This window comes from Paenibacillus harenae DSM 16969, from assembly GCF_000422465.1.
GTDB classification, from domain to species: Bacteria; Bacillota; Bacilli; order Paenibacillales; family Paenibacillaceae; genus Pristimantibacillus; species Pristimantibacillus harenae.
The window spans coordinates 90338-112925 of sequence record NZ_KE383844.1 but is presented as its reverse complement, the minus strand read 5'-3'; the positions used below and the strand labels follow the sequence as shown (position 1 = coordinate 112925).

Annotated in this window: 15 protein-coding genes; 10 read left to right on the top strand and 5 right to left on the bottom strand. The window is 45.0% G+C overall.

Going from position 1 to position 22588, the window contains the following annotated elements; translation table 11 throughout:
- The first annotated feature begins 125 nt into the window (after window positions 1-125).
- Window positions 126-707: an RNA 2'-phosphotransferase gene (locus H581_RS0124475; protein WP_028612300.1), complete on the top strand. Its 582-nt coding sequence runs from the start codon at window positions 126-128 to the stop codon at window positions 705-707.
- Window positions 700-1485, top strand: coding sequence for a TatD family hydrolase (locus H581_RS0124470; protein ID WP_028612299.1), 786 nt, complete (start codon window positions 700-702; stop codon window positions 1483-1485). The genes H581_RS0124475 and H581_RS0124470 overlap by 8 nt, the downstream gene beginning before the upstream one ends.
- A gap of 314 nt (window positions 1486-1799) precedes the next feature.
- On the opposite strand, the gene H581_RS0124465 is transcribed toward H581_RS0124470, so the two are convergent.
- Entirely contained in the window at window positions 1800-2729 is a 930-nt protein-coding gene (locus H581_RS0124465; RefSeq protein WP_028612298.1) for a hypothetical protein, read from the bottom strand.
- 208 nt (window positions 2730-2937) lie between these two features.
- Between H581_RS0124465 and H581_RS0124460 the strand changes: the two genes are divergently transcribed.
- The 8 genes from H581_RS0124460 to H581_RS0124420 all read left to right on the top strand — a co-directional run bounded on the left by H581_RS0124460 (window position 2938) and on the right by H581_RS0124420 (window position 11401).
- Window positions 2938-3264, top strand: a complete 327-nt coding sequence (locus H581_RS0124460; protein ID WP_028612297.1) for a nucleoside triphosphate pyrophosphohydrolase — start codon at window positions 2938-2940, stop codon at window positions 3262-3264.
- Between the two features lie 155 nt (window positions 3265-3419).
- Window positions 3420-4442, top strand: a complete 1023-nt coding sequence (locus tag H581_RS0124450) for a hypothetical protein (RefSeq protein WP_028612296.1) — start codon at window positions 3420-3422, stop codon at window positions 4440-4442.
- 27 nt (window positions 4443-4469) lie between these two features.
- Complete coding sequence (locus H581_RS38065) at window positions 4470-4718, top strand: hypothetical protein (protein ID WP_028612295.1); 249 nt, start codon at window positions 4470-4472, stop codon at window positions 4716-4718.
- Between the two features lie 3 nt (window positions 4719-4721).
- Window positions 4722-7874, top strand: coding sequence for a DEAD/DEAH box helicase (locus H581_RS0124440; RefSeq protein ID WP_028612294.1), 3153 nt, complete (start codon window positions 4722-4724; stop codon window positions 7872-7874).
- A gap of 13 nt (window positions 7875-7887) precedes the next feature.
- Complete coding sequence (locus H581_RS0124435) at window positions 7888-8268, top strand: (deoxy)nucleoside triphosphate pyrophosphohydrolase (protein ID WP_028612293.1); 381 nt, start codon at window positions 7888-7890, stop codon at window positions 8266-8268.
- A 717-nt stretch (window positions 8269-8985) separates the two neighbouring features.
- Entirely contained in the window at window positions 8986-9321 is a 336-nt protein-coding gene (locus H581_RS0124430; protein ID WP_028612292.1) for a hypothetical protein, read from the top strand.
- Window positions 9322-9657: 336 nt separating this feature from the next.
- Window positions 9658-10131: an ATP-binding protein gene (locus H581_RS0124425; RefSeq protein ID WP_028612291.1), complete on the top strand. Its 474-nt coding sequence runs from the start codon at window positions 9658-9660 to the stop codon at window positions 10129-10131.
- 10 nt (window positions 10132-10141) lie between these two features.
- Window positions 10142-11401: a hypothetical protein gene (locus H581_RS0124420; protein WP_028612290.1), complete on the top strand. Its 1260-nt coding sequence runs from the start codon at window positions 10142-10144 to the stop codon at window positions 11399-11401.
- 1303 nt (window positions 11402-12704) lie between these two features.
- On the opposite strand, the gene H581_RS0124410 is transcribed toward H581_RS0124420, so the two are convergent.
- From H581_RS0124410 to H581_RS35280, 4 genes are all read right to left on the bottom strand, one after another.
- Window positions 12705-13415, bottom strand: a complete 711-nt coding sequence (locus H581_RS0124410) for a hypothetical protein (protein WP_028612288.1) — start codon at window positions 13413-13415, stop codon at window positions 12705-12707.
- Between the two features lie 711 nt (window positions 13416-14126).
- Window positions 14127-14666: a hypothetical protein gene (locus H581_RS0124405; RefSeq protein WP_028612287.1), complete on the bottom strand. Its 540-nt coding sequence runs from the start codon at window positions 14664-14666 to the stop codon at window positions 14127-14129.
- Between the two features lie 79 nt (window positions 14667-14745).
- Window positions 14746-15519 carry a sigma-70 family RNA polymerase sigma factor gene (locus tag H581_RS0124400; RefSeq protein ID WP_028612286.1) on the bottom strand — a complete coding sequence of 258 codons (774 nt, stop codon included), beginning with the start codon at window positions 15517-15519 and terminating at the stop codon, window positions 14746-14748.
- A 1199-nt stretch (window positions 15520-16718) separates the two neighbouring features.
- Window positions 16719-21308 (bottom strand): NACHT domain-containing protein, encoded by a 4590-nt coding sequence (locus H581_RS35280; protein ID WP_156889687.1) that lies wholly within the window; start codon window positions 21306-21308, stop codon window positions 16719-16721.
- Window positions 21309-22588 lie beyond the last annotated feature (1280 nt).

The following is a 22588-nucleotide window of genomic DNA, read 5'->3' as shown; positions in this document are numbered from 1 at the left end:
CTTTTTTATATGAATGATGGGAACGTTTGATTCAAATCAAATATTCCCGTCCCTCTAGTATTCGAAACGGTTATAATTCAATTAATGAAATTTAGGTATAAGCAACAGGAAGCGAAGTGGAAGCGATGATAGATCAAGCAATGGAAAAAAGCTTAAGCAAAATGATGACCAAGCTGCTCCGGCATGCTCCTGAGGAGTTTAACGTAGTACTGAGCCCTGAGGACGGATCATGCTCGGTAACCGCCTTATTGGAAGCCATTCAAGCACAGCCCAAGTGGTCGCGGATTAAGCAGGAAGATATCGAGCAGGTGGTCCGCAACTCGGATAAGCAGCGTTTTGAAATCGAAGACGGCCGCATAAGAGCAAGGTACGGTCACAGCCATGACAAAGTCCAATATGCCCCGGGCGAGCCCCCGGCCATTCTCTATCACGGCACGAACAAGAAAGCTCTCCCATCGATCTTGAAGGAAGGGCTAAGTCCGATGAGCCGGCAGTATGTTCATTTGTCGGAAGGCCCCCATTTCGCAACGTTGGCGGGAAGCCGCAGGGGAGAGCTCGTGATTCTCAAAGTGGATACGTTAGTCGCGAAGCGGCTAGGCGTCACCTTCTATTATGCCGGTAACGAAGTATGGTTAGCCGACCGAGTACCACCGGTAAGCTGTTCGATATGGAGCCCCCAGGAAAAGGAGATTTCAAACCATGAATAATCAGATTATTGATATTGGCGTAAATTTAATGCATCGTTCGTTTCACCAAGATCGTGAGCAGGTCGTGGCTAGGGCTGCTGCGAACCAGGTTACGCCTCTTATCCTTACAGGAACGAGCCTGAGGAACAGCCTAGAAGCAGCACGTTATGCCGGCCGTTACTCCGGGAAGCTGTACGCTACAGCGGGAGTTCATCCTCATGATGCGAAAAGCTGCAACGAAGAGACGATCACGAAACTAAAAGAATTGGCGGCGCTGCCGCAGGTGGTCGCCATCGGGGAATGCGGCTTGGATTATAATCGGGACTTCTCGCCGCGCGATGTACAGCGCAAATGGTTCACCGAGCAAGTTCGATTGGCGCTCGAGCTAGACATGCCGCTGTTTCTGCATGAACGGGAAGCCTTTAAGGACTTTATTGCAATTCTTAAGGAACATGCCGTACAAAAGGCGGTGGTCCATTGCTTTACCGGGACCTTACCAGAGCTTAAGGCATATCTTGAGATGGGCTTCCATATCGGAATCACCGGCTGGATTTGCGATGAACGAAGAGGCAAGCATCTGAGGGACCTTGTCCGTATGATCCCTCTGGATCGGCTTATGATCGAGACGGATGCGCCGTTCTTGACTCCGCGGGATTTGAAGGAAAAGCCGGCGGATGGCCGTAACGAGCCTGCATTCCTGCTGCACATCCTGCAAGCTGTGGCCCGATGTATCGGGAAACCAGCGGAAGAAGTCGCTAAGGCGACGACGGAGACAGCGGCGGGATTTTTCCGTATTTGACGATGTCGATGCGGACGACGTGGCGGTTGGCAACTATCATAAAAGCTCAAGCGTCTAGCTTCCCTAGCTGACCCTTGAGCTTATTTAATTTCTAATGGACTTGTTCTAGTCATTAAAGAGGTGTTCTTCGCATGTGCAGGACTTCTTACCCAATTTGTCGAATTATACCAAGTGCCAAACACAATAATCGTTAAAGTTGAGGAGATTGGAAGCTTTGGGAGGGTTGGGTTAGTCTGATTTTATAGTCAGTTCTTCCGAATAAAAAAGAGCTGCCCTGGTGGCAGCTCTCCGATCAATATTTATGCACAGTTGGTTTAGTGCAAAGAATACGATTTCTGGGGGATCCAAATATCGGTTCCAGCCCACCCGACAAAGTCTGCAAGTTTAACTATCTCATATGGAGAACTTGGTTGTGATTCCCAAAGTCTAGTATATCCTGATTTAGCCTTTGCGGTTGCCCAGATTTCATATGCCGGGAATCCATGCGTTTTACCGGAGAATGAAAAACTATCCTTTGAAAAATTGAAAGTAAGGTAGTAATCGATTTTCGGTGAACCGGGAATCAAACCATTTCCTGCCGAAACGGATGCATTAATCTGAGATGGAATTGCAAAGTTTTTGGACGCATTGAATCCCGAATTGGAATGTCTACCTGTTAAAAGGGCTGAGCTTTGTGAACCATAAGGAGTAAAATAACCTTGTGATTTCCCGTTGAAATTAGCGACTTTCATTTGAAAGTTGCTGAAATCGCCGGTGGGCTGCCAAACGACTATATATTGCTCGGTTCTGATTTTTAACGTATCTTGATCATAATAGGTCCGATCATCGAATATCGCTCTCAGCGTCCCAAGAGAACCATTATAGCTATATGGGGATGAAAGTTCTTTAAACGGGATAAAGGTACGTACTCGAATAACGGAATAATCATTATTATGGATGGCAATGTACCGTAATTGGTTTGCCACATCACGGATCTGACTTTGCATCGCCGTATTACCATCGCTTGTACCAACATTGTTGGTAATGGTGAGATCATACCATAAATTTGAGAGATGATTTATTTCACTTCGAATTTTGGAATCATAACAATAATCGTAATCGCCATTTTGAATTTTGCTCAGTTCTTGAGAATAATAGAAACGTAATTCCGAACAAGTTGCCGCAGAAGCTTTCGGAGCAAATCCGAACGAATTTAATAGACCAAAGAAAACAGTTAAACAAAGGAGCAATCTCAATACTTTCATTAATTTCCGCCTCCTGATCTCTTTTCGAACCACTACTAGAATGACCGCCATTCCGACTCTTAACCACCGCCAATAAACAAATATGGTAATATCAAACAATAATGTAACATGATAGTTTTAACTTGTCCATATTTCGATAGAATCAAATGTTTGTAAAGCTGCTTGCATGACCTATATCTAGTTCACAGTAAAGGAGACCCGCCTCTAAATGCCTACCTACTACAAGCTCATTCGTGATCGGATACCGGAAATAATATCGAAGCAAGGCCTATCTATGTCGACTAGAATCCTCGAATCTGACGAGTATCTATCGGAGCTTCGAACGAAGCTGCAAGAGGAAACAAACGAGTTCCTGGAGGCAAAGCCGGGCAGTGAAGCCGTCGAGGAGCTGGCCGACATGCTGGAAGTCATTTACGCCCTAGCTGAAGCAAGCGGAGTCACTGTCCAGGAGCTGGAGCAAATCCGTGCGAAGAAAGCGGATAAACGAGGCGGTTTTAAAGAGCGAATCTACCTCATTGTGGTAGAAGATGCCTGATATCAAGCTCATCACGGAAAATCTGGCAGATGAACTCATTCCCAGCATTCAGAAGGCATCGGGCATTTACATAATTAACGTCATTCGTGATGGCATATCGGTTACATGGGTATTTTGAGAAGAAGGCGGAGAATTAGGGGGATAGATAGAAAACGATGAAAATAGAAATTGGCGAATCCTTAATCTATTCATGGCTAAGACATTCAAAAGGCTGTCAACTCGTACAGATGAATTGGAAAATCTCTGCAAGTACTTGGGAAATGAAAAATGAGGAAGCATTGCGGAAGCTAATGGTAGATTCAATAGAGTTATTCCGTTCAAAGTATGGTATGGAGTTGTATAAAGGCACAGCCTCGCTTTCGCAGCTGTTACAGCAGGCAGAGATTGATGTGCTGGGCATATGTATCGAGGAAAGTGACCAATATTTGTACGCGGTAGATGTGGCGTTTCACGAAGGTGGTTTGAATTACGGCAGTAAAGATGAAACGATTATGAGGGTAGCTAAGAAAATTTTGCGTACCGCCATGTGTTTATATGGATACTTCAACTTAAAGAAAGGTGAAATAATATTTGCTTCACCGAAAATCAATCTGCCTATTGTAAACGGAATAATGGAAAGTGTTCCACTTATTAATGAGCTATTACATAGTGCTGGTCTTCATTACGATGTGAGAATCATTTGTAACGAGGGTTTTGATGAGAAGATCATGCAACCTGTACTTGGAGCAACGTCATCTGTAGCAGATACGTCCGAATTATTCATGCGTAGTATGCAGATGTACAATATGTTTACCAAGCCCAAGAGGAAGGCTAGTGAGCTATCACAGGTTAGTCGTCTGAGCAATGATATCAAAGACAAGCCAAAGAGTGTTGAAGGAAAAGCCGAAATGAAAATCGGGGAATTTGTCCGGAGTGTATTGACTAAAATGCTTCAAAATCATGAGATAACCGAAGACGAAATAGAGCTAATGCAAACATCACATTATTCGAAGGAAACCTTCGATATTCAGTACCCTCTTCTTCGAAAAGCATCACTTAGTAACGGGGAAAAAGTGTTGCGTTATTGGGCTAGAGCCGTTGAAGCGTATGGAGAACAGTATTTTATATGCTCGGAATGGTATGAGGTACCACAGAATAACGATAGGCCATTCTTTATGAAATGGCTAGGAGTACGTTAAACAATCCGAATAGGTGGGGGAATCAGTATGATAAAAATTAACTCACTTCCAGAGTTCGAGGAGTTAAAAGCTAGCTCTGGATTTATTACAATAGTAGATACGCCTACCAAATCAGTAAAGGTCCATGCGGCATCTTGTCCACATGTGAATAGTGCACATTATGCTAAGAAGGTTATCGATGGGAAAGAGAAAAATGGCCGTTATTACTGGACCGAAACCGTACATGAAGCTATATCGGAATTACATGCCGAGCCTTGCTCGTATGCAGGTAGGTGAAGCATGAAACAAGGTCTCTACGAACAAATTATCAACAACGTGACGATGAAACAGCTCGCTGCGCTCGACCCTGCTCTATATGAAATCGGGAAGGAATCGCTGGATGCCGAGGAAGCGAGGAAGCTGCTTTCAAACTATTTGGCCATGGTCACTCGCAGAGCGCTGAAGGCGGTACGGGAGCAAAACAGCAATGATGACGAAGCGATATTCGCGCAGGTTCGAACATGCAATGAAATTATTGCCGTTCTAAAGGACAGCCTCGGTCAATCGGAATACGAGGAGCTGCAACTGGATGAACAGGGCGAGGTGTTAACCTACGTCTATTTGAAGCTAAACCATATTCGAGGTGTCAGAGCGGAGAAGGTGCTTCGTCCTACAACCCCGCTATCGCAAAGTTCGCTATTCACGGGGGCGCATTCGGAGCCGAATATGATGAGCGAGTTAAAACATGAGATTGTAACGTCTGATCAGATCGATTTGCTCGTTTCTTTCATAAAGTGGAGCGGGCTTCGCGTTCTAATGGAACAGCTCGAGCAGTTCACTTCAAATGGCGGTCATCTACGTGTCATCACGACAACCTATATGGAAGCGACCGATTACAAAGCGATTATAGAGCTAAGCCAGCTTCCTAACACGGAGGTTAAAATCTCCTACGATACGGAGCGTACTCGACTTCATGCCAAGGCTTACATGTTCAAAAGGGATACCGGCTTTACAACTGCCTATGTAGGCTCATCGAATCTGTCCAATCCCGCGCTTACGAGCGGCTTGGAGTGGAATTTGAAGGTAACCGAGAAGGATTCCTATGACGTGCTGAAGAAGATCGAAGCCACCTTCGAGAGCTACTGGAATGACCGCGAATTCAAAGCCTTCCACGCCTCCGACGAGGAGCATGAACAGCTGCTTAAACAAGCGCTCGGGAGGAAGAAGGAGCAGGGACAGAACGAATTGACGTTTCATTTTGACATTACGCCTTATGATTATCAGAAGGATATTCTCGAGAAGCTGGAAGCACAGAGGACCTTGTATGGCAGGATGAAAAATCTCCTCGTCGCGGCGACTGGCGTCGGCAAAACGGTTATCTCCGCCTTTGACTACAGACGATTCGCTCAGCGTAATCCCAGAGCACGGCTGTTGTTCGTTGCGCATCGAGAGGAAATCCTGAAGCAAAGTATGGACACGTTTCGCTTTATCATGAAGGATTTGAACTTCGGCGAGCTGCATGTCGGGAGCAATCAAGCGGAATCGATCGATCATCTTTTTATTAGTATTCAAAGCTTTAACTCTCTTAAGCTCGCTGAGCTTACAACGTCGGATTTCTACGATTATATGGTTGTGGACGAGTTTCACCATGCGGCGGCTCCGTCCTATCAGAAGCTGCTTGTGCACTATCAGCCTCAGATTTTGCTTGGCCTGACGGCTACGCCGGAGCGGATGGATGGCAAAGATATTTTGCGATACTTTGACGATACGATTGCTGCAGAAATTCGGTTGACGGATGCCATCGATCGTAAGTTGCTTGCGCCTTTTCAGTATTTTGGCGTGACGGATAGCGTAGACCTATCGCAAGTGAAATGGTCAAGACGCGGCTACGATCTTCAAGAGCTGGAGAATCTGTACACGCATAATAAATTTCGCGCAACCCAGATCTTGAACAGCTTGAAAAAATACGTGACCGACCTGGACGATGTCAAAGGACTCGGCTTCTGTGTCAGCGTTGACCATGCGCTATACATGGCCAAGGTGTTTGAAGATGCCGGCATACCTGCCATTGCTTTGCATGGCGGTTCAAGCGACGAGGATCGTCAGTTCGTGAAGGGTAAGCTGGTGAGCGGCGAGATCAAAATGATTTTTGTCGTTGATCTCTATAATGAAGGCGTTGATATTCCGGAGGTTAATACGATTCTGTTCCTTCGGCCTACGGACAGCTTAACCGTCTTCCTGCAGCAGCTCGGTCGAGGTTTGCGTTTGGCTGATGGGAAGGAATGCTTAACCGTCCTTGATTTTATCGGACAGGCTCATAAGGACTATAACTTCCAAGACAAGTTCCGTGCCCTGCTGGGCAAAACCAAGCATTCGGTTCAGCATTATCTAGAGCATGGCTTCTCCAGTCTGCCGCGGGGCAGCTTCATCCAGCTTGAGAAACAGACGAAGGACTATATTCTCAGTAATCTGAAGCAGGCAACGACGAATCGTAAGCGGTTAACGATGAAGATGAAATATTTTGAAGAGGATACTGGCTTGAAGCTGACGCTGGCGAACTTCGTTCAGTACCACGGCATGACCTTGTCCGAGTTTTATGGCGGGCGTACTGGTAATCGGACATTTCGCAGACTGATGGTGGAAGCGGGACTCCTTGATGACTTTGCATTTGAAAAAGAAGAAGAGCTGACCAAACGGATTCCAGCCTTGCTAAGCCTGAATTCGCGTAGGCTGCTGAAATTTATGATCGCCTACTTGGAAGAGGATTCGAAGGCGGAGTCAGAAGAAGAACGTCTAATGCTGAACCTGTTCTATTACACCTTCTATCGCTCTGCTCCTGTGAATCAGGGCTTTGAAGATATTGAGCATGGCATCCGGTCGGTTGTCACTTGCAAGGCTTTTATGGACGAGATTTTGGACATCCTGAGGTATAACAGCAGGCATATCGATTTCGTGGATAAAAGAAACGAGCTTCCTTATGCTTGCCCACTGGATCTGCATTGCAAATATTCAACCGACCAGGTGCTAGCTGCATTCGGCTACTGGAATGAGGAGAAAGCGCCGAGCTTCCGGGAAGGCGTGAAGTATTTTGAAGACAAGAGGACGGATATTTTCTTTATTACGCTGAACAAATCGGATAAGGATTTCTCCCCTTCGACGCTTTATGAAGACTATGCAATGAATGAGCGCCTATTCCACTGGCAGACGCAGAGTCGGATATCAGAGCAAACAAGCACGGCTCAACGATATATTAACCACAAAAAGACGGGAAACCGGATCGCGCTGTTTGTGCGGGAATATAAAGAGGAGAACAACTACACTTCTCCGTTTGTGTTCTTAGGTGAGGCCGAGTATGTCAGGCACGAAGGAAGCAAGCCGATGAGCATCGTATGGCGCTTGAAGGAGGACATACCTCCAGCGCTCGTGCCGGCGGCTAATAAAGTGATTGTCTAGGAGATGAATGGCAATGATTGAAGTGGCTGCTGCCATAATTGAGGACGGGACAGGGTGTATCCTGATTGCGCGACGTGCCCCTGGGAAATCTCAAGCAGGCATGTGGGAGTTTCCGGGTGGGAAGCTTGAGCCCGGCGAATCGCCGGAGGAGTGTCTACGGAGAGAGCTGCTAGAGGAGATGGGCATTAAGATCGATCCTTATGCGTATTTTGGCGTGAATGAGCATGATTATGGGACTGTGACGATTCGTCTGATTGCTTATAGGGCGAGGTTCGTGAGCGGGAAGATCGAGTTGGTGGATCATGATGAGTATCGGTGGGTTAGTCGGGAGGAGCTTGGGGAGTATACGTTTGCTCCGGCGGATGTTGGGTTTGTGGGGATGTTGGGGGGGTGAACAAGATGAGTCAATCAAAGACTACTCTAAAAATCAGTTAGTGAAAACTATTATTCAAGTTACTATAAAGGGGGTGTCAAAACTGTAATAAAGTTTATATTTTTTGAAAAACTATTAAATCGTATACAAAACTAGGCAATATTTCATATAACATTTGAGGAATGAAATTAACAAAATGCACAAAGTGTTATTTTTCTTACGAGTAGCCGTAAAGATGGCTTCCAGTAAGTACTTTTTATTTATTTCGAATATACGAGAAAATGATTGTTGCTGACTTTTGATAGTCGGTTTTTTATCTGGAACAAACGTTAAGATACATAAAGATTAATCTTGATTTTATTTTTAGCAAGACCGCCCATAAATTTAGGGCGGTATGGATTAATTTTTTGTCATGGGATCACCACGATACCAATTAGCATTTAGTGTATAATTAATTTATCCGAAGTTGTTAGACTACTAAGCTGAAAAACGGCTTCTAGCAATACGTTTTTGTTTAGTTTCAGTTCCATCAAAAACTTGTACTTAACATTTTGATTCTATTGTATCATTTGCTAAACATTTCGGGTGAGAGGAGTGTTACCCCTGCGACCATCTCAAGGTGCAAAATACCATTCATTAATGCAATAGTCAAACACCATCTTAAGTCAATAAGATTCATAATCCGACTTCATATTTTTGTGATAATGTTAGTGTAAAAGAGTTGAAGGATGATGGAACATGGTAAGTTTTGATCGAGCTAGAGCCTCGGTGGGTTTATCAAACTTTGTAGAATATTACGAGGATTACTGTCAATACTTTGAGCAACCTTCTGTATCGAACAAAAAGCAGCTTGCTCAAAAGTTGCTGGTTTTGAATCCAAAAGCGACTTCGATTGGTGCACAGGGCACGAGAATAAACTACACTAGCATCATTTTCGCAAACAAATGGGAAATGGAGATGCTAAAAGCAGCAATTAATTCAAGCCATCCGAGCGTTACAAATGCGATCAAGAAAAAGGCTAGGAGTCTGTCCGACGGATTGGAAATTAGTGAATTTCGTCGGACAGACTCCTAGATAGATTATAACATTAAAAGCTATTGAGCTCCGCTCCCCAAACACAGGAGTAATCGCGTGGTTGCGAATTGTGTTTTTCGCAAATAACGGCTTGCCTCAACGAACCCTTGTCCATAAATAAATGGACCCATTAGGGTTCCAGTTATTATGGGATTTGTATTAAGTTATTATCAGAAGGGTTACAATGATTAATAACTGAAGAGATGTTGTTGTCAGGAAAGCGAGACAATTCGGAAGTAAGATGATATCATTTAATTTGGAAATTGTTTCAAAATAATCTTCTAAACCTAATTCAGTAATTGGCAATTTGAAGTTTTGATAATGGGGGAATAAACTTTGAATAAGTTTGAATCATTTGATCCTTTGCATGCCAAACAAGCAGCTACCTCTGATGTTGCGACTAGATCCTTGAAGAGAGAAATAAGCAACATATTGAATTCATATGTTGGATGGTATGACCCTTTTGCTGAACTAATACAAAATTCATTAGACTCAATTGAAGAAAGAGCTTTACAAGAAAAGAACAGTTATGCACCCTCAATCTGGATAACTGTTAATATTAAAGATAATTTCTTAATTGTTACAGATAATGGTGTAGGTCTTGATGAACAGAAATTCAAATCGTTTTTAGCACCTGATTTTTCTTTTAAATCTGGTAAAACTCGAGGACACAAGGGTGTTGGGGCTACATATTTAGCATACGGATTCAATTTTATGCAAGTTTGTTCAAAAGCAGAGGATTTTACAGCTGTAGGAAAAATGGTGGATGCTCGAAAATGGTTAGGGGATGAGAATCCACGTAATCAATAAGAGTGGAAAGATGGATGTTATCAAACAAAAGGGCATCGAATATCTATGGCCACATAAGATTGTTAGGAAGGTAGCATCATATAAGAAGATTACGCAAAAAAGGCAGGAGCTTTTCGACAAAGATAAGGACCCCAACAAATTGCCTTCGACATTAAAGGATTTAGACATCTTTTATGAAAAGTGGAATTCGAAAGAACTTATTGATTTGCTTAAAATTAAAGACGAGGATGAATTAGAAATTTGTAGTTCATATACACCAATAGTATATTTTGGGTATACTTACTCTTTAAAAGTCTGGAATAGCTTTAATGAGTCGTTAAATGTTAGGAGTAATTCCAAAATATTGTATGGTGGAATACAAATAGCTGCAAATAATATGCCTCAAGGGGAGTTAATCCAAATACCCTTAAACAAAAACATCGGAAGACAAAACCAAGTACATATGGTTTTTCATTTTGATAACTGTAGTGCAGATTTGGGGAGAAAAGGGTTCCAAAGTGAGATTGTCGAATTTACAAAAGAAATTTCAAAAAGATTAATTGATGGACCATTACAAAAGTTGAAGTATTGCTTGAAAACTAATACTGGGACGCCACCGGATTTAATGAGGGAAAAAGAGATAGAAGACTGGAAAGAAGAAATGGCCAATTATGAAAAAGAGTATCCATTACAGTTAATAAGTGATCACTTCTTTTTGCCGTTAAGAAAAATATCAATAACTTCAATACCAACAAGAGAACAAGATGTAATTGCATTGTTTAATCAAATGGTAGCTGGCGGTGTAATTAGGGGTATTAGGATAATGTCAACAAACGAAAGATTAACTTATGATGGTTTATATAAAATTGTAATCGAACAACCCGTTGAAAATCATATGTATAATGAAAAGACTAATCCACTTGGAGTGTTGCAAGAAAATGTTGAATCAATAAATACTTATCCGTTCATAAGTAAACCAAAAATATTAGAATATAAATTCTCACTTGATGGTTTAATTGAAAATATACAAGATGGTTCGAAAAATTCAAACGATATTGGATTAGTAGTCGTTTGGGAAACAGGAGAAAGTTACGTCGGAAATTATAAAATCACTTCTCTATTAGATGAAAATAACTTATCCTTGAGGCAATACCATGGGTTAACACACATTATGACGAACTTAACCTCTGGACAAAAGGAAATGGATTTAATTGTCTTAAGTGAATTGATCCAATTTCTTAATGACCCAAAGATAACTCAGCAACAGCAAATCGAGAAATATGAAGATTAAAATTTTACGTCAGAAAAAGACACCATGGAAGGTATCTTTTCTGTATCTGCCTTGAAAATTTTGTGAAATGTTTCGCCCTACTTATGATACGCTGAACCGTATCATAAGTAGGGCGAAATTTTTGTGAGTTATGATTCCTAATACGGTGCATGCGGAGAGAGCGGCGACAGTTAGGCTACATCGGGGGAGATTGAGAAACAGGAGGGGCAGAGGAGTAATCCATTTGCCTCTTCTTTTTTTTTAAAAGATAACTTGTTTCTTCAACAATACATTTTTTCGAGGATTTTCCTTCTATTCTATCAGGATAATAACATTCACGTCCGATTAATTTATGAATGATACATAAGTCAGTTTTGTATCATTCGGGGAAATGTTCTCAACCCGCGTGGCTATGATACAAACCGTTAATGAACATTTTTACGGGCTACGCAGGCGCTGCCATAAGGGTAGTTCCCGCATACAACACTTCAGCTGCTATTATCGCGGCTGCCGCTGTTTCAATTTTTAGAGCGAGTCTAATACTTAATTTTTGAGGGCTGACGATAATACATTCCACAAAGCCCGTAATATTAAGCTATATTAAGCACTCCAGTCTAACACTTTATTTTTCTTGTATATCAATAAACCAAGGGACGTGGCTATATGCCGCGTCCCTTTTGGTTTGGATCTACTATTCCGGTAATAGGACAGTTACGCCAAATGTCGTTCTATCTGCCGGAGTAAATGACGATTGTTTGTTCGAGTTAGATAATCTAAAAGTGCGTTGAGAGGGGGTAAATCGCTACGGTAGGGGTTTTCGCACGGACCGGTGTATTTTCCGCCACCAGGACCAGTATAAAGACCGCCGCCAGGGCCTGTGTAGAGACCGCCACCAGGCCCCGTATACATTCCACCACCAGGCCCCGTGTATAGACCGCCGCCAGGACCTGTGTAGAGGCCGCCACCAGGCCCTGTATACATTCCACCGCCAGGCCCCGTATATAAACCGCCACCAGGACCTGTATAGGCACCGCCGCCAGGACCTGTATACATTCCACCACCAGGACCAGTATATAAACCACCGCCAGGGCCAGTGTATCGATCGCGTGGCCAAGAATTCTTTTGCATCAATGTTTCCTCCTTATTCATTGATTATGATCTTTCATTTCTAATTCCAATATTTGCGATAGTCATCTTGGAGTAGAATCATTTTGCTCTAGAATTATCCATGGATGTATTAATCAAATGATTGTGGTGTCATTCTATATGAAAACTAGCCCCCGAAGGGCGGGGGATCGGGGACTAGGAGGTACTGTATTAAGTATTAGTTGTAACGGTACAGGACACGGAAGTACGGATCTTGCTGCCAGTTCCATACGAGCACTTTACGCAAACCGTAGTCGCCTTCAACCTGAAGTGGTACTTCACCGCTCACCTGACCTGTCGCTGGATCGAATACGTAGCCGTTCTTCTCCAGTACAGTCGCATTGAATGCTACATTGTTCGAGCTAGGTAGGTTAATGAGGACCGTGATCTGGGCTTGGCCAACAGGACGGAAGCTCGGCATTGGCGCAAGTAGCGTTAGCTCGAAGTCAGTAGTGCCTTCAGCGACCGGATGCAGCGCCAGCTCGTATTCAAACGTCAGCACTTGTGTACCTTGTTTGAAGAGAACAGGGGCGAGGGAGGCCGTTGATAGGAACAGCTGGTGTAGGCGGTTCAGTTCATCAACATTACCGGCAGCTACAGCCTGTCCGTACTTGGCAAGCTCGTCCTGGAGATCGGCGTAACGTTGGCCGACGAAGCTCACGATGTTGCCGTCAGGGAAGACGGTCCGAACGTCGATTGGACGGCCTACAGGCGGCGCGTAGAAACTTTCGTCTTGGGCGAGAGGAGAGGCTAGCCCGATTTCATGCAAGACCTTTACACGGTCGTATGGAAGGCCGTATTTGGAGCTGGAGAGAACGGTGCAGTTCACATGGCTCCACGACATGTCGATGGGAGTAGCAACAGTAAGGGTAGTGATATGATTAGTCATTATATAATTACCTCCAAAAGTTAGTGTTTTTTTTAACCGGAGGCACATGCTATACTAGCATTACATACGTTCCACCGGCTCCTTACAGGAGTCAAGCAAGGTCGTTGCATTTGCGAGATGCGACGGCCTTTTTTTGTGGGCATAAACGACAGGGCGATAGATAAGTTAATTAGTGGATGAGAGTTCTCACCTCCTTAAAAAGGATTGGACGCACTCTCAGTTATAAGTTTGGATAGGTAATTTTAGTAACCTGAAAGTTACCTATTAGTTACCATATAAAACCTATCCATTCTTATACCGGTGCTTACGATTGTTTTCATGGTTAATTATGATCTTTTGGATCATAGGGAAAATAACTCGGTTAGCACGCGCAGCTCGGTTGTTTCATTAGCGCATGAATAGGTTTTTCCTTACACATCTTGGCATAATGGTATGAATGATAGTTAAACATTAGTTATTATCTTCAAGTGAGTAGAGTAGGACAAATGTTTTAAAAGTAAGTACATCAGTTTTTAAAAGTTTTTAAAATGAATGATAAAAAAAGAGTAGTAAATCCTTTTACTTTAGTGTGAAAAGCTATCAACTCAATAATCAATTCGTCCAAGTTTGAAACTATGTTTTATCTCCACGTACAATGAATTTTTAATCTCTAATTATGTTTATATAGACAACAACAACATAGCAAATGGCATAACCTAATTGGGGGGGAGGTTATTTTAGTTTTTCAAATTCTTTTCTGAGTTCTTGTAAAAAAAGATCACGTTTATTAATTTCCTTATTAAATTGGTATACATCGATAGAATGTTCTCTAGAATTAATTCTTCCGGTCGATCGTTCTATTGCTGGAAGTGCAGAATATCTCTCTGAAATACAATGATTTTGTATTTTCTCTACAGCATGTTCTAATTCCAATCCAATTTGATGAAAAACATGCGCTGCTTTATTTGGACTTACATCCCAAATATAAAGCTTAGATTCAATAACTTTTTTAATTTCTTGATCGACTTTCATGTTTTCTAAGTTTCTATCCAAGAGATCAGTGAGAGTTATATCCTCTTCATCTTCCCTTAATTCATCTGGTGATTTCCTAATCCTCCTTTCTAGATCTTCTATGGGCATGTCATTTAAAGAGTGGAAGAAGATTAAAAAGTTTGTATCTTCAATTTCCTTTTGAAATAACTCATTGCGATTTTCCCTAATAAAGTTTTGCATTTTTTTAATTGTTATAAGTTTAGAAGTTTTTTTAGTCATATTGGCTCTCCTCAGACCGTAGTCCCTTTTGTGGAGGCTTATTTCTAAGCCCCACAAAGGATTTTTGTTTTGTGATGTTCTAGATGCCTTGCTCGATGGAAATAAGAGTGCTGTCTGCATAGTTCTCGCTCATCCAAGTTGTTGTTGAAATGCTGTCTTTGTTGTTCAAGCTCAGCCACGGTGTAGTTACTCGCTCGGATTTTGTTGGAGCCGCAATGGTATGGTCGCGGTATGTATCTCCGCTGAGCTTCCATTCGGATTCGAGTATTTTTTGCAGGCGCTCGAGCGCCCGCTTGTGAACGGAACGGACACTGCCCTTTTTGTAGCCGAGGTCTTGTCCAATGGCTTCAAGCGTTTCTTCTAAGTAATAGTGACGATAGATGACGACTCGTTCACGCTCACTTAGCTTGTTGATTGCAGCCCGTACAGACATTATGTTTTCTCGGCGTTCTGCACTGATTGATGCGCTTGTGGCGAAGTCGGCTACGGGATTGAACTGATATTCTTCAGCCGAAAGCTGTTCTTTCGCTCGCACATGGGTTTTGAAATATGCCTTGATGGCATCAAGAACCTTGTAGTAAGAATAGCCGAGAAGGTCCTTTTTAATTTTACCTTTTTTGGCGGCTCCTACGATTCTAGCCATGGCATCTTGCACCATATCATCGGTTACCGCTTTTGGATAACGCCCTTTCAGATTGTCGAAGACTAACAACTGAACGGCGTCCCTAAATTCTAGGATGCGATTGTTTGGTACAGGTGGGCCTACACCGATTAAAAAATCCCGGATATCGGTGAATCGGTCCTTGTGCTGCTTCTTGTGCGTCTTGTGCTTCTTGTGTTGCTGGTATGCCATTTTTCTCCCCGCCCCTTGTGCTAGTTGTTGGATTCATACATTTTGCTGTACCTCCATTTGTGGTCTCACTTACTATTGAGGATCTTACTCCCCAAAGTGTAGCAGCCTGGCCGAAAATTTGGAACATGTTGTCAACGGCCGAGCTATTCGATACGAACGAGTGGCGAAAAAGTTCCGCTCACTACTATAGAAGGCTTAAAGCCCCGAAGCGTAGCAGCCTGGCCGAAAGAATTTTTGTCGATCGTGTTGTCGTTGGCCGAGCTGCTCGATTCGAGCGAGCGGGGAAATTGTTCCGCTCACTACTATAGAAGGTTTGAAGCCTCGAAACGTAGCTGCTTGGCCGAAAGAATTTTTGTCGATCATGTTGTCGATGGCCGGGCTGTTCGATTCGAGCGAGCGGTGAAAATGTGCCGCTCACTACTATAGAAGGTTTGAAGCCTCGAAACGTAGCAGCTTGGCCGAAAGAATTTTTGTCGATCATGTTGTCGATGGCCGGGCTGTTCGATTCGAGCGAGCGGTGAAAATGTGCCGCTCACTACTATAGAAGGTTTGAAGCCTCGAAACGTAGCAGCTTGGCCGATAGAATTTTTTTGTTAGCCGAGCTAAGTCGAGGGAAGCGCGGGAGGGAGTTCCCCCCCTACACCAACTAAAAGGATTGAAACGATTACGAACTTTAACAAAATGCACAAAGTGTTAAATTGAAAGAATGTGCTCCGGCAGTCGAAAAAATGGCTACCGGAGCTATATTTTTGCTGTTTTTTGCCGACTGAAAACAACCCTACTTTCACAGCGACCATTGAAAAAGCGGCTGGACTTGCGTCATTTGGCCTGAATCTGTTAGCGTTTTTGGAACGCGCAAACCGGTTAAGGAACTGGCACTATTCTGAGAGGCAGCATATGTGTACCATCACCCCATGGCAGAAAAGTGGTCTAGAAGTCCTGGCTGTCTACAATCATAGCTGTCATTAATAAGCAGACGGGCGATACCGACTTTTTGGTCGTGGGGCGTTAATCGAGGGATGCTGCAACTGGACTCATCCCGAGAAGGCCCGAGTTGCGAGTGTTCCCTCGGCTGAAATTATTTCATCATGTTTTGTTTAACAGACCGAGAGTCGTCCTGCTAAGTACGTGGCACCTCTCTTTTTCATACCGACGCATGGTTTGTTAAAAGCAGGAATTTACTGGTGCAAACATTAGTTTTATCGGAAAATCTCATCCATTCGGTAGGTCAACCTATGCGCGCTAGGCCAACCAGCCTGTACAAACACGTCAAGCAGATCCAGAAGGGTACGCCGACAATCTGGGTTATCACGGAAGATTCCTCGATACTCCGCTAGGTAACGCTCCACGAGCTTGACAACCAATTTAGCAGCCATGGATTCAAACTGATAGCCGCCTTCTTGGCCGGCACATACGGTGCACCCAATACGGAGGAACACTCCAACCGGGTCCACTGGCACCAGGTACTCAAGTGTTTCCAGTAGATGGTGGGTGACGCTAGCAAATGAGAAACCCGCCAGTACTTCAAGCACCTTGCTGGCTTCTGCAAAGAAGAGTCTTAGACTATCCGGACTGAGCGAAGTCACATCTGAATCCTCCGAAGCCCGCTTGTTATCGAAGGCACCAGAGGAAAAGTAGACTTCGATGCATGCGGAATCAACGATTTGGCCTAGGCCATGGGCTTGTTGCTGTAGCTCCTTCGACCACCCGCCTTGTTCTTGTGCCAGTGCCACGAGGGGCCGCCACTGTTCCTTGGCTACCTGTAACACCTGTAGCAGAACCGTCCACGATCTCATCCGAACAGACACGTGGTCGGCATTGGTGGGCTCCATCAATCCGATCGTCAACGTGTCACGTAAGCCGGCTACGAAGTGGTCGCATTCGGCAGAGTGAATCAAAGGATTCGTGATGATAGTTTGAATCATCTCCCCAGCACCCGCATGGTCCTGCCATAGAAACAATCCCCTGAAGATCTCCACACATGCCTCCCGGAGGGGCATGCCCGGGGTTGTCCGGTTGTAGATATGCCGCACAGTTTCAGTAACCTTATCGGGATATTTTCCTGCCAACGGAGCAAGGACATCATGTACAAGACCATGAAGCACCCCGCGATTCGGTTCCTCCGTCACTATGCGATCAATCAGCCTCCACATGACGGGGTTGGCAGTATGGTTGAGTCGTAGTAGCCGAACCGCCACTTGATATCGTACTGATGGCACGGGATCACTGACGAAACTCTCCAGAATCGCCAGCAACTCAGGAGTTGCACCTGACGGGAAGCGAGCAAGTTCTATCAGACCTTCCGCAGCATTAATGCGTGCGGCTGGGGACCAGCATGGAGATTCGTCAAATTGAGCGTCATACTCAGGGGTACTCCTAGGCTCGGGATGCTGCGCTGCCTCTCGCAAGACAGATAGCAGAAACGCGCCGGGTTCCTCATCGCAAGTGAGGTCAGCACATCTTGCAGCGTGGGCGCACGCCTCCGCCAGGTTTCCCAACGCGTAATCCTTTTGTTTAGGGTGGACACCATCAGCTTCCGCGATCGAGAGGGCATCCCGAAGCTTACGTAGAGAAGGCAGCACATCTCTAACTACTTCTAGGGATGGGTGAGCGTTTTGGGTCTCCCTGGCGAACAAAGTAACGGGTCGCTCGAGCTCCTGGATTCTATGGTTTGCAGCGTTATCAATTGGAACTCCCTCATCAGCCAAATAGTCTCTTTCACTGTACTCACTTGATTCAATTGCACCCATTTGAAAGGGAGGCTTATTTTCTGGGGGGCCTCCGGCTGCAGCCAATTCTGAAATGCGTTGGCCGGCCTCTGTAGTGTAGATATGCTGTGTTGGGAGGCACCCCAGTAAGCGATCACGCATCCTCTCGCCTCGTTCTATGTGATCAGGATCAAAGGTCGAGGGAATTGAAAGGATGGTACGCTCGATCTTTTCTCGGTCTTCGGAGGACAAGTAACTGTATACAGCCCGAAGTAAATCCCCCGCTACGGTGCTGGTATCGTAGCCCTTTAAGACTGGTAGGGACCAGCACAGTGATCGTATCTCTAGACCTAGAAGGGCAGGGGCCGCAACTCCGCAAATGAGCACACGCCGCCACAAGGTAGCCATCCGATTGCGAATGAACAATAAGTTGGTGAGTTCCTGGCGTAATTCGGTTTGGCTCGGATCCGTGCCAAGGCCAGTAAAATAGGCTTGGAAGGTGTCCATCATTTTGAGAGTTTTATCGTGGCGATGATGGCGACCAGCATCCCAAATCGAGCTATAGTCCACGCGGATCGCCGCTTCTACCCCATTAACTAGAAAAACCTCTTCAATGACGTTTTCATTGTGATGAGTATGTTTAGTAAGAACATGGTGCTCAACAACAGAGATTAGCGCTTCGACAGCTTCAACAGGGGCCCGTTCAACGAAATGCCCGAAGTCCTCTCCGAGTTGGTACAAGCCGCTATTGTAGTCTTGCCGGCGGTTTGAACTCAAAGGGAGAATTCTACTTCCGCCGATTGAAGTCACATCCTCGCTTCTTTCGACATATCCAAACGCAGCGATGTATAGGTCTCGAACGAAGGCAGGGTCGTCGTTCATAATATTCCGGGATTCCCTAGCAAGCCAGGGCATATCCTGATAACCGTGTTTTTGTAGATGCTCTTTTCGGAGTACAAGCCTCAACAATATGCTCGACTCATCCCGATTGCTTCGATAAGTCTGACACACGCAGGTAATGGCGGTTTTGACTAGCCATTCATCCGTTGGGTTCTGTGACCAGGAAAACATTAGGAGATTCCTTGCAGCAATTCCGGCATCTATCTGCTGCTCATCAGTTAAAGCCATTGATCGCTCACACATCTGTGTAAGTAGCATGCGAACGATGTAGGCCCCGTTAAGGGAGATTTGTTGGCTCAAATGCTCAACAAGTTTGGCCCAGGGGCCGGCTGCCTGGCCAGCTATCCGACGATCCATGTCCGCTGGTGTCATCGCCAATAGCCCACTGATTACGTGCCGTAGTGCTGCCTCAGCACGGGTAGTTAGTGCAGGGTCCTCGATGCCTTGGAGCACCGGCAGAAGATCAGAAAGATTCGCACTGGATTCAGCAGCAATGACAGGGCCAATCAGCTTGCCGACTTCGGGAATACCAGTATCCTCCATGACTCGCATAACCAGATTCCAAAAAGGCGAGCGGGAGTTGTCAATGGACCAGATGTGTTGGAAGTGCATGTTCAAGCTAGGGCGAATGACTAAGACCAGTTCGGGATCAGAAGCTAATCTCTGTGTCAAATCAACTTCGCTTCGGAGTAACAGCCGCTCTACCGCATAGTCAAACAACACATGATGTGCGAACGTCAAATTCGAGTCATCGGGACGTGAAGTGGGCGAGGGTTGCCATTCAATCAGCACATGCTCGCTGAGAATCTGATCGAGCGCACGGCTTGTCGCCGGGGTTACAACTAGAGCGCGCGCAACGCGCAACGCTCGATTCTCTACCATTTGGGATGTAGCCCGCTGAAGCACATCTTCCCGTGCGTCACGCTGACCATCGCGCGGTTGAATTACTCGTTCCTCCCAATATCGGTCAAGGAGCTCAAGTTGAGTTCTGATCGGGGTAAGTTCCGCAACTGAGACACCATCGCCAAGTAGTTCACCCATGAGACGCAGGTTAAACGGTACCCGCAGAAGTTGCTTCAGCGTACCATCTGCAGCATCAACCAGGGTTCGCAGTTCAGCGGACCTTACTGCAACCTCTGACAGTTCATCCTCTGAGAAACCAGGAATCTGTACGTGGCAGACTCCCGACAATTCGGGATCTCTGTAATCATCAAGGGGCGGTCGCCCGTAAAACAGATTGCGTAGGTCTCGACTGTGCCGCAGGTCAAACTTTCGAATCGACGCAACTACCCGCCACCGTCCCTTGGTTCGGACAATCCGCGCCAAGAGTTGCGAGAGCATCTGCGCTGTCCGATTGGATCGGGCCGCATCTAAGGCGTCAATCACCAGAAATGCAGGTTGGTCGCCATTCCAGTCTTCGAGGACCTCTTCAAAGTCGTGTTCCAGCCCGAGTTGTTCTCTGAGTTGGGGCTGCGTTTCAGCATCAATGCGATCAACTGCTAGGAATACAGTATCTCTTCCTTCTTGTAGAAGGGTAGTGACTAAATCATGCAACGCTCCCGACTTGCCGGCGCCAGGCTCACCAACGACGACCAGGGATTGATCCTCGACCTGACGTCTTAGTTCTTGAACGCATCGCCGAGTAATCTTAATCTCTGACACACCTACTCGAAGCCTGGATAACGCTCTCAGATCCGCTTCAGTCACCATAGTCTGTCTGGAGAGCACCTCGACGTCCTTGCTGTAACTCCAAACATACGTTGGATTTAGCAAGTGGTCCCGAAGCAGGGCACTTGCAGCAACATACACCTGTGCGTTGCGATCTATCGGCTTGGCGATGGAGATGTGATCTTCATCAAGTGGGACGGGTCTGGTACCCACTCCTGGATGTGCGGAGGTAGGATTGACAATGAGAAGCGCACCATTGACACGACGCGACTCATAGTAAGTGCGTGTTTGGATTCCTACCTGCGAATGATCACGATACCATTCGAAAAGATCTCGCAAATGCGCATCGTGCGCTTTCAGATCTTTGATTGCCAAGGTAGGGAACGCAACCCGAAAATTTCCAAGGAGTGAGGCGAGTTCAGCTCCCTGGTGAGGCGTAGCAAGGAAGAAGACAGACCGAGTATTCTCGAACACGGCTCGCTCTGCAGATGTTTCAGCAGCGTCAGACGACATCCTAAGAACCTGCTTAACTAGGAGACCGCCTAGACTATGGCAAATGAACATGATCGGCCGATTCCCAAGGCCATGCTGCACTAGCAAGTCCAGGACCTGTCGTGAACGATCTGGTAGAGACATCGAATGTCCGGAGTCACGTGTGCTTTTGAAGAACCATCCTCGTATGCGTGTCAATTTTGTCGGGGACGCCGCGTAACCGAGGGACCAGACACCGACTTCGGGAAATTCCTGACCGACCCAGTTGGGCCAGGAGTTTTCGGGACTTTTACCCTGGGTCCACGTATAGAACGCATCTCCGCCAAGACCATGGACGAAGATCACGTCAGCTTTTCGAGCCATGTTCTCACAGCCGGAGATTGAGTGCAAGCGGCTCAGACTAGCCACCTCCTTAAATTACAATGTACTTGCTATTTGGGTGACGGAATACCCACGATGTGACCATCTTGTATATGTTAATCAGCATCTCATGTTTGGAAGGCTCTAGGGGTCAGCCTACGTGTACGGAAGGATAAGGGGAGGATATGATCCTAAGTGCGTGCGTAAAAAGCTGTTTACCCTGACTACAGCCCGTGATTGATTTACATATAGAAGCAGAGCGCTCGAGAGCCTGATGTTTAAGTGAACAGTTGATCTCCTAGACTTTAAATATACCTTCGAGCTTCATAACCTAAAGTGTGGATCGTCGTATCAACATTGTCGTGTTGACTAGAACATTATCGCATAAATTGCCGAGTAATTGACGGCATTTTTAATTTATGGATAAAGTTGTAGTAGAGGTCTCCAACAATATCAGTAAATTTAATACAAGTTCTCTTAATATTGATATTTGTATCTATTTTGGAGCAGTTTTCCTAAATGAAATACCTAGTTTAAAATAGGGGATAATTTTAAAAATACAAGAATCAATGGACGATAACCATGATATAAGGTGGACTTGGATGAAGTTGATAATTTATTTTTTCATGAACATCAGTCATGGGCGGTAAAAAAAAGCAATTTCTTTTATTGAAGTATTAACCGCTTTTGACTAGGCGGTTTTTAGTTGGTTGAAACGATAACGAAATTTACAAGATGACCAATCTGTTAAGTTCATGGAAAACGCGCACTGGTAGCTGAAAAGCGCTTCTAGCAATGCGTTTTTTGTTTTTTCGGTCACATTAAAACTTGTACTTAACATTTTGATTCTATTGTTTAATTTAGCTAAACATTTCGTCGGGGAGGAGGGTTACCCCTGCGACCAACTCAAGGAGCAAATACCGCTCAGTCAATCCGTGACC